The sequence below is a fragment of the Micromonospora sp. NBS 11-29 genome, from assembly GCF_002140155.1.
Taxonomy (GTDB): domain Bacteria; phylum Actinomycetota; class Actinomycetes; order Mycobacteriales; family Micromonosporaceae; genus Micromonospora.
In genome coordinates, this window is the sequence record NZ_NAPR01000003.1 from 243,149 (window position 1) to 257,085 (window position 13,937).

Annotated in this window: 13 protein-coding genes and 2 pseudogenes; 11 read left to right on the forward strand and 4 right to left on the reverse strand. The window is 75.5% G+C overall.

Annotation, left to right across the window (positions count from 1 at the left end; genetic code table 11):
• Positions 1–796: pseudogene (locus B1205_RS30740) on the reverse strand (hypothetical protein); the annotation flags it as partial.
• A gap of 952 nt (positions 797–1,748) precedes the next feature.
• Between B1205_RS30740 and B1205_RS30745 the strand changes: the two are divergent.
• The 6 genes and pseudogenes from B1205_RS30745 (at position 1,749) to B1205_RS02455 (ending at position 8,918) form a co-directional block, all read left to right on the forward strand.
• Positions 1,749–2,138, forward strand: coding sequence for a peptidoglycan-binding domain-containing protein (locus B1205_RS30745; RefSeq protein ID WP_254909650.1), 390 nt, complete (start codon positions 1,749–1,751; stop codon positions 2,136–2,138).
• 262 nt (positions 2,139–2,400) lie between these two features.
• Positions 2,401–5,531, forward strand: a pseudogene (locus tag B1205_RS02435) (penicillin acylase family protein).
• 131 nt (positions 5,532–5,662) lie between these two features.
• Positions 5,663–6,595 carry a hypothetical protein gene (locus B1205_RS02440; protein WP_089154104.1) on the forward strand — a complete coding sequence of 311 codons (933 nt, stop codon included), beginning with the start codon at positions 5,663–5,665 and terminating at the stop codon, positions 6,593–6,595.
• Positions 6,592–7,047: an ABA4-like family protein gene (locus B1205_RS02445; RefSeq protein ID WP_089154105.1), complete on the forward strand. Its 456-nt coding sequence runs from the start codon at positions 6,592–6,594 to the stop codon at positions 7,045–7,047. Before B1205_RS02440 ends, B1205_RS02445 begins: the two co-directional genes overlap by 4 nt.
• 9 nt (positions 7,048–7,056) lie before the next feature.
• A complete protein-coding gene (locus B1205_RS02450) occupies positions 7,057–8,295 on the forward strand; it encodes a sensor histidine kinase (protein ID WP_089154106.1) in 1,239 nt (412 codons plus the stop codon).
• Positions 8,292–8,918 carry a response regulator gene (locus tag B1205_RS02455; RefSeq protein ID WP_089154107.1) on the forward strand — a complete coding sequence of 209 codons (627 nt, stop codon included), beginning with the start codon at positions 8,292–8,294 and terminating at the stop codon, positions 8,916–8,918. The genes B1205_RS02450 and B1205_RS02455 overlap by 4 nt, the downstream gene beginning before the upstream one ends.
• Positions 8,919–8,921: 3 nt before the next feature.
• On the opposite strand, the gene B1205_RS02460 is transcribed toward B1205_RS02455, so the two are convergent.
• The 3 genes from B1205_RS02460 to B1205_RS02470 form a co-directional block, all read right to left on the reverse strand.
• Positions 8,922–9,635: an RraA family protein gene (locus tag B1205_RS02460; RefSeq protein ID WP_089154108.1), complete on the reverse strand. Its 714-nt coding sequence runs from the start codon at positions 9,633–9,635 to the stop codon at positions 8,922–8,924.
• An 87-nt stretch (positions 9,636–9,722) separates the two neighbouring features.
• Positions 9,723–10,349, reverse strand: a complete 627-nt coding sequence (locus B1205_RS02465; RefSeq protein ID WP_217809740.1) for a maleylpyruvate isomerase family mycothiol-dependent enzyme — start codon at positions 10,347–10,349, stop codon at positions 9,723–9,725.
• Between the two features lie 32 nt (positions 10,350–10,381).
• Entirely contained in the window at positions 10,382–11,134 is a 753-nt protein-coding gene (locus B1205_RS02470) for a dienelactone hydrolase family protein (protein WP_089154109.1), read from the reverse strand.
• A gap of 155 nt (positions 11,135–11,289) precedes the next feature.
• On the opposite strand from B1205_RS02470, the gene B1205_RS02475 reads away from it, so the two are divergent.
• The 5 genes from B1205_RS02475 to B1205_RS30750 all read left to right on the forward strand — a co-directional run.
• A complete protein-coding gene (locus B1205_RS02475; RefSeq protein WP_089154110.1) occupies positions 11,290–11,703 on the forward strand; it encodes a DUF2267 domain-containing protein in 414 nt (137 codons plus the stop codon).
• Entirely contained in the window at positions 11,700–11,960 is a 261-nt protein-coding gene (locus B1205_RS02480) for a hypothetical protein (protein ID WP_089154111.1), read from the forward strand. Before B1205_RS02475 ends, B1205_RS02480 begins: the two co-directional genes overlap by 4 nt.
• A gap of 78 nt (positions 11,961–12,038) precedes the next feature.
• The gene (locus B1205_RS02485; protein ID WP_089154112.1) at positions 12,039–12,572 is read left to right on the forward strand and encodes a hypothetical protein; all 534 of its coding nucleotides are present in this window, start codon (positions 12,039–12,041) and stop codon (positions 12,570–12,572) included.
• A gap of 10 nt (positions 12,573–12,582) precedes the next feature.
• On the forward strand, positions 12,583–12,753 hold the full coding sequence (locus tag B1205_RS29480; RefSeq protein ID WP_176308400.1) for a hypothetical protein: 171 nt from the start codon (positions 12,583–12,585) through the stop codon (positions 12,751–12,753).
• Positions 12,754–12,832: 79 nt separating this feature from the next.
• Positions 12,833–13,937, forward strand: a 1,105-nt coding sequence (locus B1205_RS30750; protein WP_254909651.1) for an AAA family ATPase, incomplete at its 3' end; no start/stop codon positions are given.

Below are 13,937 nucleotides of genomic sequence, written 5' to 3' on the forward strand. Positions count from 1 at the left end.
CGGTCACGCCGAGGCGCAACCCGCGCAGCGAGTTGTCGCCGGCGACCAGGTCCGGCCAGAGTCGCCGCACGTCGGCGAGCAGGTCGAGGGTGTGCCGCCGCCAGGCGCCGGCCGGTGCGGGCAGGTCGACGGTGCCGTGCCGGCCGGCGACGGTGTGCCGGGCCGTGTCGGTCGCGCCGAGGCGGTAGCGCAGCACGAGCTGCCCGGCGGGACGGTCGGGCCCGGCCGGGTGGTGGGACAGGGCGATCTCGACGGTCAGCGTGGCGTCCGGGCCGGCCGACTCGGGCAGCACGTCGAGGTGCAGTGTGGTGTCGGAGATGTTCCCGGTGTGGGTCCAGTTCCAGGCCTTGCCGGCGTACCAGTGGGTGCCGGCGCCGGCGGCGGTCAGCCGCAACGCGCGGCCGGGCCCGTCGGCGGTGTGCGGCGCGGCGACGAAGTCGGCGGTGGCGGCGGTGAGCCGGCCCTCGGTGGCCGACGTCCAGGTCCAGGCCAGGCCGCCCTCGAGTTCCTCCGGGCCGTCGAAGTTGATGACGCGGCGGTGGTCGTGGGCGGCGACCCGGAAGTCGTGGTCGGTCCACCAGATCACGTCGACGGCGTTGCGGCGGGCCTGGTCCAGGTGGGCGGCGTAGCTGGCGACGCCCTCGCTGAACGAGGCGTGCAGGTGCATGGCCATGCTGACCGGCCGGCGTCCGGGAGCCGGTGACCGCCGGTCGCCGGTGGCGGCCAGCCCCACCGGTACGCCGATCCCGGCGACCGCCAGCCCGCCGGCGGCGACGAGCACGCTACGCCGGTCCACCCGCCCCGAACCCTGCACGCCCACTCCCCTACCTCCCGCGCACCACCCTACGACCCCTCCACTCCCGTCGATCTTGCGGTTGTGGCCCCCGGCGTGGGCGGATCGCCCCTTTCGCCGGGGCACCAAGTGCAAGATCAACGGGTGGGACGCGGTGGCATTTGTCCTCTGGCGCTGGGGCGGGTTCGGCAATATTCTTCGGGTCGCGTATAGAAGTTGGAGTTCCTTTACATTGCCCGGCGCGGTCGGGCCATCGAGGAGATGCCATGCACTTCGACCACCCCGAGCTGGACCGTCGTACGCTGCTGCGGGCCGGCCTCGGCGCCGCCGCGGTGGCGGTCGTCGGCAGCGAACTGGCGCTGCCGGCCGCCGCGCAGGCCGCGCCGGGCGCGGACCTCGACTGGATCATCGGCTGCGACGAATGGGCCGCCCGCCCGCCGTCGGGCCCGCTGTCGACCAGCGCGATCCCGACCAACAAGATCATCGTGCACCACATGGCGTTTCCGAACGTCACCGACTTTTCCGAGGAGCACGCCAAGCAGCTCGCCCGTGACTGCCAGGACCTGCACATGGACGGCAACGGCTGGTCGGACACCGGCCAGCACTTCACGGTGAGCCGGGGCGGGCACGTCCTGGAGGGGCGCCACGGCAGCCTGGAGCGGCTGCGGGCCGGCGACCGGCAGATGATCGCCGCGCACTGTCCGGGCGAGAACGGCCGGGCCATCGGCATCGAGAACGAGGGNGCACCGCGGTCTGCCGCCAGTACGGGCTGCACGCGCACGACATCTTCGGCCACTGGGACTTCCGCGCCACCCAGTGCCCGGGCGCGATGTTCTACCGGGAGTTCCCGCGGCTGCGCCGCGAGGTCTTCCGGGCGCTCGGCACCGAGCTGGGCGACGTGCCGGCGCGGCGCTGGCCGGACATCTGGCGCTTCGTCGGCGGCCCGGTGGTCCAGGTGGCGCAGCACCTGCTCACGTTCCGGGGGTACGCCGTGCCGGTGACCGGCGTGTTCGACGCGGCCACCGTGGCGGCGGTGCAGGACTGGCAGGCCCGCAACGGCATCCCGGTCGACGTCGACGCCACGCTCACGGCGCCGACCTGGGAGACGCTCGCCCCGGAGCTGGACCAGCACGACACCGGCGTGCCGGTGGTCGCGGCGCAGTTCATGCTCGCGTCCAAGGGCTACGCCGAGGTCACCCCGACCGGCGGGTACGACCACGCCACCCGGACCGCGGTGAAGGACCTGCAACGCCTGCACGGGCTGCCGCCCACCGGCAAGCTCAGCACCACCACCTGGTGCGCGCTGGTGGGCGGCGTGGTGCGTCAGTCGTTCCACAAGCACTGACGGCGCACCCGCGGCGCGGCGGTGGGGGCGTCAACGGCGCCGCCCCCGCCGTCACGCCGGAATCGCACCCCGGGCGAAACGTCGGCATTGACGGGTGGTGAACGACGGCTATCCCGGGCGGCGGTCGGCCGTCGATCATTGCCCCGAGATAGATATGAGTCATTCTCACCTCCGGGTGGAACGCCCGGGCGCGGAGGGCGAGACGTCGGCACCGACCGCCGGGCGTACCGAAGGCCCGACTCCGCGTCCCCGGAGGATCGCCATGCCCCGACCCCCACTCCGTGCCCGGCTCGCGGCGCTCACCGCCGCCGCCCTGACCGCGAGCGTCCTCACCGTCACCGCGCCGGCGCCGGCGCAGGCCGCCGGCACGTTCGCCGCCAACGACTACTGCCTCGGCCAGTGCGCCGACATCCTGCCCCCCGGGCAGAACGGCAACGCCACGCTCGTCGCCATCCTGGCCCACCAGACGCTCGGCACCCGCCCGGCGCACTCCAGCGACCAGCTCGACGAGTACGCCAACCTGGTCTACAACTACGCCGGGCTGACCGACGAGCAGATCGCCCAGTTCTACAACGACGCCTCGTTCGGCGTCCCGGCCGCACAGGTCGAGAGCACCGTCTCACCACGCTCCGACGTCACCATCGTGCGGGACAAGGCCACCGGCGTCCCACACGTCACCGGCACCACCCGCGGCGGCACCATGTTCGGCGCCGGCTACGCCGGGGCCCAGGACCGCCTCTGGGTGATGGACCTGCTGCGGCACGTCGGTCGCGGCAACGTCACCTCGTTCGCCGGCGGCGCGCCCGGCAACCGGGAGCTGGAGCAGAGCGTCTGGGCCAACTCGCCCTACACCGAGGCGGACCTCCAGGCCCAGGTGGACGCGCTGCGACAGAAGGGCNCTACATCGACAAGTCGATCGCCGACGACAACTACCCCGGCGAGTACGTGCTCGCCGGCGCCGGCAAGCCGAAGCACTTCACCATGACCGACCTGATCGCCACCGCCGGCGTGATCGGCGGCCTGTTCGGCGGGGGCGGCGGCAGCGAGATCCAGTCCGCGCTGGTCCGGGTGGCCGCGCGGGCCAAGTACGGCGCCACCGAGGGCGACCGGGTGTGGGCCGCGTTCCGCTCGCAGAACGACCCGGAGACCGTGCTCACGCTGCACGACGGGCAGAGCTTCCCGTACGGGGCGACGCCACCGGGCGCGACCAGCGCGGTGCTCCCCGACGCCGGCTCGGTCGTCGCCGAGCCCCTCGCCTACGACGCCACCGGCGGGGCCGCCGCCCGCACCGGCGCCAGCACCGCCACCAAGGACCTGCTCGGCGGACTGGCCAACCTGCGCGCGCACGGCATGTCCAACGCGGTCGTGGTCTCCGGAAGGCACACCACCACCGGCAACCCGGTCGCCGTGTTCGGGCCGCAGACCGGCTACTTCGCGCCGCAACTGCTCATGCTCCAGGAGTTGCAGGGCCCGGGCATCAGCGCACGCGGCGCCGCGTTCGCCGGGCTCAACCTCTACGTGCTGCTCGGTCGCGGGCAGGACTACGCGTGGAGCGCCACGTCCGCCTCCCAGGACCTCACCGACACGTACGCGGTGCCGCTGTGCACCACCGACGGCAGCGCCCCGACGCTGCGCAGCAACCGCTACCTCTACCACGGGCAGTGCCTCGCCATGGAGTCGCTGGAGCAGCGCAACTCCTGGTCGCCGACGCTGGCCGACTCCACCCCCGCCGGCTCGTACACGCTGCGCGCCCTGCGCACCAAGTACGGGCTGGTCTCCTACCGGGGTCTGGTGAACGGGCAGCCGACTGCGTTCACCAAGCTGCGCTCCACCTACCGGCACGAGGCCGACTCGGCGATCGGCTTCCAGGCCTTCAACGACCCGTCGGCGATGGGCAGCGCGGCGGCGTTCCAGGCGTCCGCGGGCAGCGTCGGCTACGCGTTCAACTGGTTCTACGTCAACTCCACCGAGGCGGCGTACTACAACTCCGGCGCGAACCCCGTCCGGTCGTCCGTCACCGACCCGAACCTGCCGGCGAAGGCCGAGGCGGCGTACGAGTGGGCCGGCTGGAACCCGGACACCAACGACGCCACCTACGCCCCGGCGTCGGCGCACCCGCAGTCGGTGAACCAGGACTACTACGTGAGTTGGAACAACAAGCAGGCGCGGGACTTCGGGGCGGCGGACGGCAACTTCAGCTACGGCTCCGTACACCGGGGTCAACTCCTCGACGGCCCGGTGCGCGCCGCGATCGCCCAGCGCAAGCTCGGCCGCGCCGACGTCGTGAAGATCATGGCGGACGCGGCGGTGACCGACCTGCGCGGCCAGCAGGTCCTCGGCGACCTGCTGCGGGTGCTCGACAGCGCGCCGGTCACCGACCCGGCGCTGGCCGACGCGGTCGGCAAGCTGCGGGCCTGGCAGCAGGCCGGCTCGCGGCGGGTGGAGACGTCGCCCGGCTCGAAGGTCTACCAGCACGCCGACGCCATCCGGATCTTCGACGCCTGGTGGCCGCTGCTCGCCTCGGCCGAGTTCCGCCCCGGCCTCGGGCCGGACCTCTACGCCGCGCTGGTCGACGCCATCGAGGTGAACGAGGCGCCGTCCGGCGGACAGAACGGCGGGCGCGACGGCAACGCGAGCTGGGCGTTGCAGGGCCAGGCGCACAAGGGCTCCTCGTTCCAGTACGGCTGGTGGGGCTACGTCGACAAGGACGTGCGCACCGTGCTCGGCGACCCGGTGGCCGGCGGCCTCGGGCGGGCGTACTGCGGCAACGGCAACCTGTCCGCGTGCCGGACGGCGCTGCTCGGCGCGCTCGGTCAGGCCGCCGCGGTGCCGGCCACCACGGTCTACCCGGGTGACAAGTCCTGCTCGGCCGGGGACCAGTGGTGCGCCGACTCGATCGCCCAGTCCGGGCTGGGCGGCATCACCCACCCGGTGATCGCCTGGCAGAACCGCCCCACCTACCAGCAGGTCGTCTCGTTCCCGGCCCGCCGGGGTGACGACGTGACCAACCTGGCCCAGGGCCGCCCGGCCAGCGCGTCGAGCACCCAGTTCCTGACCAGCTACACGCCGGACAAGGCGGTCGACGGCAACCTGTCCAGCCGGTGGGCCAGCAGCTACAACGACAACCAGTGGCTGCGCGTCGACCTCGGCGCGGCCCGCACCGTCAGCCGGGCGGTGCTGCGTTGGGAGTCCGCGTACGGGACGTCGTACCGGATCGAGGTCTCCGGCGACGGCAGCTCGTGGACGCCGGTGTTCGCCACCACCACCGGCAACGGCGGCGTCGACAACGTCACCTTCGCCCCGGTCAGCGCCCGCTACGTGCGCGTGTACGGGCTCACGCGGGCCACCTCGTACGGGTTCTCGCTCCTGGAGTTCGAGGTCTACGGGCGGTGAGGACCGCGGCCGGCCGGCGGGGACACCCGCCGGCCGGCCCTGCCGTCCGCCTCCTCCCTGGGTAGGAGANGGCCGCGACCGCGGCTTCCGGTCGGGCGCGGACCGGTCGGCCGGCCGCGAGCATTACCAGCATGACTACCGTGTGGAACCGGGCGGCCGGATGGCACCGCCCGCTGATGCTCCTCGTGTCCGCGATGGCGGTGCTCACCGTCGTCGCCGCGGTCGGCGTCGTGGCCGACCCCCGGGTGCTCACCGGCGCACCCGCCTGGCTCAAGCCGATGAAGTTCGCGGTCTCGTTCGTGCTCTACGGCACCACCCTCGCCTGGATGCTCTCGCTGCTGCCCAGGCGCAGCCGGCTCGCCGAACGGGCGGCCACCGTGATCGTGGCCGTGGCGGTGGTGGAGATGGCCGTCATCGTCGCCCAGGTGCTCCGCGGCACCCCCAGCCACTTCAACGACACCACCGGGCTGAACGCGGCGCTGTTCGCCATCATGGGCGCGGCGATCATGGTGCTCTTCCTGGCCCAGGTCGTGCTCGCGGTCGTGCTGCTGCGCCGGCCGGTCCCGGACCGGGCCGGCGGGTACGCGGTCCGGCTCGGGCTCGGGCTGTCCCTGCTCGGCATGCTGGTCGCGTTCCCCATGCTCACGCAGCACCCGGTCGGGGCGCCGGCCGGAACCAGCGGCGCGCACAGCGTCGGCGTGCCCGACGGCGGCCCGGGGCTGCCGCTGGTCGGCTGGAGCAGCACCGGCGGGGACCTGCGGATCGGCCACTTCGTCGGGCTGCACGCCCTGCAGGCGCTGCCGCTGCTGGCGATCGGGCTCCACCGGTTCCTGGGCGCCCGGCTGGACGCGCTGACCCGGGCCCGGCTGGTGCTCGTCGGCGGCGCCGCGTACGGCGGGGTCACGCTGCTCACCACCTGGCAGGCACTGCGCGGCCAGCCGCTGCTGCGCCCGGACACGCTCACCCTGACCGTGGCGGCGACGCTGGTGGTGGCCACCGCGGCGGCCACCGGGCTGGTCCTGGCCCGCCGGCCCCGCCGTACCGGGGTGGTGCTGGTCGGATGAGCGGCGCGCTGTTCGGGCTGACCTTCGCGGTGGCCGCGCCGTTCTGGGCGCTGATGATCGTGGCGCCGGCCTGGTCGTGGACCGATCGGATCGTCGGCTCCCCGCTGATCGTGGCACCGGTCCTGCTGGTCTACGCGGTGCTGGTGCTGCCGGCGCTCGGCGACGTGCTGCCGGTGGTCACCGCGCCCACGCTGGACGGCCTGCGGGAGCTGCTCGGCACCGCGGACGGCGCGGCCGCGGCCTGGGCCCACATGATCGGTTTCGACCTGTTCGTCGGCCGGTGGATCTGGCGCGACGCCCGCGAGCGGGGCGTGCCGGCGCTGGTCACCGCCCCGGTGCTGCTGCTCACCATCCTGCTGGGCCCGCTCGGCCTGGCGGTCCACCTCGGACTGCGGCTGGGCTGGCGGGCGCGGCGCGCGAGCGCGGTGGCCCCGGCCGCACCGGTTGCCTAGGCTGGCCCCGTGGTCTGGGTGGGTCGACTGTTCGACGCGCGTGACACGTTCACGCGGATGCTGCTGCTGGATCTCAGCGGCGTCGGCTACCTGGTCTTCGTCGCCCACGACCGGTCCGGGCCGACGGCGACGCAGTGGGTGCTCGCGCTCGGCGCGTTCGCCGTGGCGCTGCTGGGCCACCGCCGGCCGCTGCTGAACCTGCTGGTCCAGTCGGGCCTGCTGGCGACGGCGTTCGTCCTGGTCGACGACGTGGTGATCAACCAGGTGGGTGCGAGCTGGGCGCTGCTGGAGCTGACCATGCGGGCCGCCCGGCCGCGTACCGTCCGGCTCGGCGCCGGTCTGGTGGCCGCGATCGACGTGGCCGACCTGGTCGGCGACCCGCTGCGGAAGGTGCTCACCGGCCTGTTCGGGCTGGCCGTCACCGTCGGCCTGCCGCTGCTGCTCGGGTTGGTCGTGCGGACCACCCGGGAACTGGCCCGGCAGGCCGAGGAGCGGGCCGAGGCGGAGCAGCGGCGACGCGAGTCGGAGAACCGGGCCGCCCGCGCCGACGAGCGCAGCGCCATCGCCCGCGAGCTGCACGACGTGCTCGCCCACCACGTCGCGTCGATGGTGCTACGGGTCGGGGTGGCCCGGCATGTGCTGCCGGACCTCGACCCCCGGGTCGGCGAGGTCTTCGACGACGTGCACGGCACCGGCACGGCGGCGCTGACCGACCTGCGCCGGCTGGTCGCGGTGCTGCGCGAGCCGGACGGCGTACGCGGCGACGCGGCGCTGACCGCGATCGAGCCGGCGGCCCTGCCGGCGGCGCTGGCCGCGACCGTGGACCGGGCCCGGCAGGCCGGGGTCACCGTGGAGGCCGACGTGGACCCGGCCGTCGGGACGCTGGACGCGGTACGCGGTCAGGCCGTGCTGCGACTGACCCAGGAGGCGCTGACCAACGTGGCGAAACACGCGGGCGCGGCGGCGCGGGCCCGGCTGACCGTGTCGGTGGTCGACGGGGCGGCGCACTGGGCGGTGTCCGACGACGGTGGCGGCGCGGCGCCGGCCGGGGTGCCGACCGGCGGCGGCCACGGCCTGGTCGGGATGCGGGAGCGGGTCGAGGTGCTCGGCGGGCGGTTGGAGGCCGGGCCGAGCGGGGGCGGCTGGCGGGTGCGCACCGTCCTGCCGCCGACCCCGCCGGCCCGGCCCGAGCCGAGCGGCCGGACCGACCGGGCGTCGGTGCCCCGGTCCCGCCCGGAGCCGGCGTGATCCGCGTGCTGCTGGTCGACGACCAGCACCTCATCCGGGCCGGCCTGCGGATGCTCTGCGACGCCCAGCCCGACCTGGAGGTCGTCGGCGAGGCCGAGAACGGCCGCGACGCGATCGCCCTCGCCGCCCGGCTCCGACCCGACGTGGTGGTGATGGACCTGCGGATGCCCGGCGTCGACGGGATCACCGCGACCAGCCGGATCCTCGCCGAGCGACCGGCCACCCGGATCATGGTGCTCACTACGTTCGGCGACGACGACCACCTCTATCCGGCCCTGACCGCGGGCGCCTGCGGCTTCCTGCTCAAGGACGCGCCCCCGACCGACCTGCTCGACGGCGTCCGCCGGGCCGCCGCCGGGGACAGCCCGTTCAGCCCGGAGGTGCTGCGCCGGCTGGTCCAGCGGGCGGTGCACGCCCGCCCCGGCGCGCGCCGGCCCGCCGCCGACCTGACCGCCCGCGAGCAGGACGTGCTGGATCTGGTCGCCGAAGGGCTGTCCAACACCGAGATCGCCGACCGGCTGCACATCGGCGTGACCACGGTGAAGACCCACATCACCAGCCTGATGACCAAGACCGGCAGCCCCAACCGGGTACGTCTGGCGCTGTGGGCCCGGGGCGGCTGACGGTCACTCCTCGATCGCGCCGCCCACCGACCGCAGATGGGCCCGGAACGTCAGCGTCGGGTCCGCCGCCCGGGCGGTGAGGTAGGCGCCGAACCCGACCTGGCCGCGTAGCGACTCGCCGGCCCGGATCCGGTCGGCCTGCCGCCGCTCGGTGTCCCGGATGGACTCGGCCAGGTCGAACAGTTCCCCGGCCCGGCCGGCGGGCACGAACAGCACCCCGTCGTCGTCGGCCAGGATCAGGTCGGTGGGATCGACCGGGAACGATCCGACCCGCGCCGTGTCCAACGCGCCGGCCGGCCGGGGCGCCAGCTCCAGCGGCCCGGTCGGGGTGGCGCCGAGGCTGAACACGGGAAGCCCGACCGCCGTCAGGTCGGCGGTGTCCCGGTGCGCGCCCCACACCACCAGACCGGCCAGGCCGGCGGCCCGGGCCTCGAGCACGACCAGGTCACCGACGCAGGCCCGGTCGGTGCGCCCGCCGTCGTCGACCACCAGCACGTCCCCCGGGGCGGCCCGGTCGATCGCCTCCAGGAAGACGTCGACGCTGCCGCTGTGCCGGGCCGGCCGCACCCGGCCGGCCAACCGGCGACCGGCCAGCACCGGGCGTACGGCGGCCGGCGCGCAGCGGACCTCGACGCCGGCCCGTAGGCAGGCGTCGGCGACGTGGGCGGTGGTCAGCGCGGCGAACCGTGCCACCGGTGCGTTGTGCTCGGGCTCCATCAGCCGACGCTAGCCAGCCGGGTCGGTGCTCGGCAGGGGCCAGTTCCGTGCCGGTGGCCTGCGGCGTCCCGACGGTGGACGGCACGCTCAGCGGTCGGCCAGCCGCGCCACGCCGTCGCCGGTGAGGTCCGCCAGCGCCACCCGCCGCCGGCTCAACGCGAGCAGCAGCGCCTCGCCGGTGCCCCGCACCACCGGCCCGTCCCCCGCCGACCAGCCCAGGTCGGTCGCCTCGAACCGCAGCCCGGCCACCCGGCGGCGGTCGACGAACCCGATCGCCCGGCCGCCGGTGAGGAAGTCCAGGGAGACCCGGAGCCGCTGCGGGTCCAGGTCGGCGGGCAGGCCGAGCGGTCGGCGAATGTCCTGCGCGTGCACCTGGAGGTCGGTGAGCGTGCCGTGCCAGCCGACCACGGGCGGCCGGAAACGGTGCCCGGCGTGCTCGCGCAACGCGGCGGCCAGCTCGGCCGGCGGCCGTCGGGCCACCTGCCGGGCCAGCCGCGCGTTGGCCAGGTGCGGCCGGAAACCGGCACCCACGAGCAGCGGCAGCAGCCGCCACGGCGACCCGAGCAGCGGCGACACCAGGTGACCGGCGACCTCGCGCACGGTCCAGGCGCCGCAGAGGCTGGGCGTGTCGAGCTGGGCCGGGGTGAGCGAGTCGATCAGGTCGGCCGTGCGGCGCCGCTCGGCGGCGATCATCGGCAGCAGCTCCGTCTCCACCGCTCCATTGTGGCCGCCGCGGGCCCGCCGGGTCACCCCCGGAACGTGCGGTCGAGCAGATCGAACAACGCGGCCCAGTGCCGGTCGGTGGCCCGCGCGTCGTACATCGGGGTGTCCGCCTGGGTGTAGCCGTGCGGGGCGCCTGGGTAGACCTCCGAGCGGTAGGTGACGCCCGCCGCGTCCAGGGCCTGCTCCAGGACGGCGATCTGCTCGGCGGTCATCGACGGATCCTGGTCGGCGTGGCCGAAGTAGAGCTCACCGGTGATCGCGCCGACGCCCCGGTGCGGGCTGTCCGGCGCGTCGGTGACCACCCGCCCGGCGTGGAAGGCGGCCACCGCGGCCACCCGATCCGGGTGGGCCTCGATCGCCCGCAGCGCGTTCGTGCCGCCCATGCAGTAGCCGGTGATCGCCGCCGGGCCGGGCGCGACGCCCGGCTGGGCGGCGAGGAAGTCGAGGTAGGCGGCGGTGTCGCGGGCCACCGCGTCCGGCGTCAGCGCGGCCATCATCGGGCCCAGCCGGTCGAACAGCTCGGCCCGGCGGCCGTCGTCGGCGAGGGCGGACATGTCGACCGGCCGCGCGGGGCCGGAACGGTGGAAGAGGTTGGGCACCAGCACGACGTGGCCGCGGGCGGCGATCGTCGCGGCCATCTCGGCCAGCCGGGGTCGCAGCCCGAACGCGTCCATGAACAGCAGGACACCGGGGAACGGCCCGTCGGCGTCCGGTCGGACGAGGTAGGCGTCCGCCGTACCGTCGGGAGTGGGCACGTCCACGGTCGTCGGCTGCACTGTCCGGGCCTCCTCGGTTGCGGGTTCCGCGTCGCACGCTACCCCGGCACGCGTCGGGCCACGGTCCCGCCCCGCGTCCGCGCCTCTGGTGCCCGGCCGCCGTTTGCGGCGACCCGGGGTGGGAATTCGCCGACCCGGCAGAGGGAGGCGGTGGGATGGACCAGGACCAGTTCATCGGCGCGGTGGCCGAGCGCTGCGGCATGTCTGCGGAGCAGGCCGGCGCGGTCACCCAGGCCACGTTGACCACGCTGGCCGAGCGGATCGACGGCGGGGAGGCCCGCGACCTGGCCGACCGGCTCCCGGAGGCGCTGCGGGCGTACGCGTTCGGCCCGGCCGAGGCCGCCGAGCCGTTCGGGCTGGAGGTGTTCGTGCAGCGGGTCAGCGGGCGCGCGGACGTCGACGTCGACGGGGCCCGCCACGGCGTCACCGCGGTCTTCGACGTGCTGCGCGACGCCGTCGACCCGAGCGCCTACGCGCAGGCCGTCGCCCAACTGCCGGCCGAGTACGACGAGGTGGCCGACCGCACCGCCGAGGCCCCCGCGACGCCGCGCCGGACGGGGGCGGGATGAGCGAGGACGCGCTGGGCCGCCCACCGGAGGCCGACGCGCAGGAGCAGCGGCAGGACGAGACGCTGGTGGGCCCGCCCGACCGCCTCCGGCACGCGGTGCCCGAGGCGACCGAGGCCGACCTGGCCGAGCAGGGCGTGCTGCGCCCGCCGAGCGACCGCGCCGGCCTGGCCGACGCGGTGCGCGACGACCTCACCCCGGCCGACGCGGTGGAGCAGAACCAGGAGATCCCGCTGCCCGACGAGGAGCGCTGGGCCTGACCGGTCCGGGAGCGGCCGCGCTCGACGCGTAGGGAAACCCCCGATTACCGGCGGTGACGTCGGCCCTAGCGTCGAGGCATGGCAACCGCGCTTGCGCCGGCCCGCGTCCGACGACGCGCCCGGCTCGGACTTCCCCTGCTCCTGCTCGCCCTGTTCGCGCCGGTGGCGTGCGGCGACGACCGCGACCCACCGCCGGCGTCGGCCGACCGGGGCGACGACACCGACGTCCTCGGTGCGCCCGGCGGCGCGCCGCCGGCCTGCCCGTTCACCGCCGCCCAGGTGTCCGACGTGGTCGGCCAGCCGATGCGCGACGACGGCAACTGCCTGTTCGGCGACGGCAAGGGGGTGGCCAGCCTGACCGTCACCACCGCCTCCGCGACCGCCGGCCAGACCACCTACGACTACGAGCACGAGCGGGCCGGCAAGCGGTACGACAAGGTCGTCGACCTCGACCGGGGCGAGCGGTGCTACCTGGCCGTGAAGGACCTCGCGGGCGAGGCGGTGCTGATCGACGACAAGGGGACGTACACGGTTACGGTCAGCAACTTCGGCACCGACGTGGCGCGGCACGAGCAGATCCTGCGTCGCGCGCTCGACGCGATCCCGGCCTGAGGGGGCAGCGGTGCGTCACCGACTCGCGCTCGCCGCGACCGTGCTCGCCGTGCTCACCGGCTGCGGCGACGGGCGGACGCCCGCCGCCGACCCACCGGCGCCGGCCGGTTCCGACACGGTGGAGCGGTCCGCCCCGGAGCGACCGGCGGCGGAGACCGCCGCCGTCGCCGGCCGGATGTGAACCGGTCGGCGCGCGCTGACCCCGCGCCGGGGCGGGCCCGAGGCTGGGCACGCTGGCGCCGCTGTGCCACGATCCCGCCATGGAGGGCGCACTGGTCGGCCGCGACGCGGTCGTCGACCGGGTGTGGCACGCCCTGGCGGACGGGGCGCCGGTGCTCCTCGACGGGCCCAGCGGCATCGGCAAGACCGCGCTGTGGCGGGCCGTGGTGGGGCACGCGCGCCGGGCCGGCTGGCGGGTGCTGTCCGCCGCGCCCACCGAGGCCGAGACCGCGCTGCCGTACGCGGCGCTGGCCGATGTGCTCCGCCCGCTGGCCGGCGCGCTGCCACGGCTGCCGGGCCCGCAGCGCCTCGCCGCCGACATGGTGCTGCTGACCGGTGAGCAGGACGAGGCGGTGGACGAGCGGGCGGTGGGCGCGGCCACCCACACGCTGCTCGACACCGCCGCCGGCGACGCGCCCCGGACCCTGCTGGCCGTCGACGAGGCGCACTGGCTCGACCCGCCCAGCGCCCGGGCGCTGCGGTTCGCGCTGCGTCGACTGCCCCGCTGGCCGGCGGTGCTGGCCACCCGCCGTACCGGGGAGGGCGACGCCGCACCGGTGCCGCTGGGTCTCGACGACGACCCGACCGGTCGGCGTCCGCCGTTGCGGGTCGATCTGCCTCCGCTCTCGGCGGCGGACCTGCACCGCGTCGTCGCGGCCCGGCTCGGCGGCACGCTCGGCCGTTCCCTGACCGACCGGCTGGCGCGCGACGCCGGCGGCAACCCGCTGCTCGCCATCGAGCTGGCCCGGGCGGTGCTGCGGCTGCCCCGCCCGCCCCGGCACGACGAGGACCTGCCGGTGCCGTCGTCGCTGCGCCAGCTCCTCGCCGGCGCGCTGGGCGCACTGCCCGCGCCGAGCCGCGACGCGGTGCGGTTGGCCGCGCTGCTGACCGTGCCGGCCCCGCGGGACCTGGCCGCGGCGGGGGTCCCGGCGGGTGCGTTGGACGCGGCGGAGGACGCCGGACTGGTCGTCGTCACGCCGAACCGGATCGACTTCGCGCACCCCCGCTACGCGGCGGCGGTGCGGGAGAGCATCCCGCCGGGGGCCCGGCGACGCCTGCACGCCGTGCTCGCCGCCGCGGTCGGCGACCCGGACGAGCGGGCCCGACAGTTGGCCCGCTGCACCGTCTCGCCGGACCCGGCGGTCG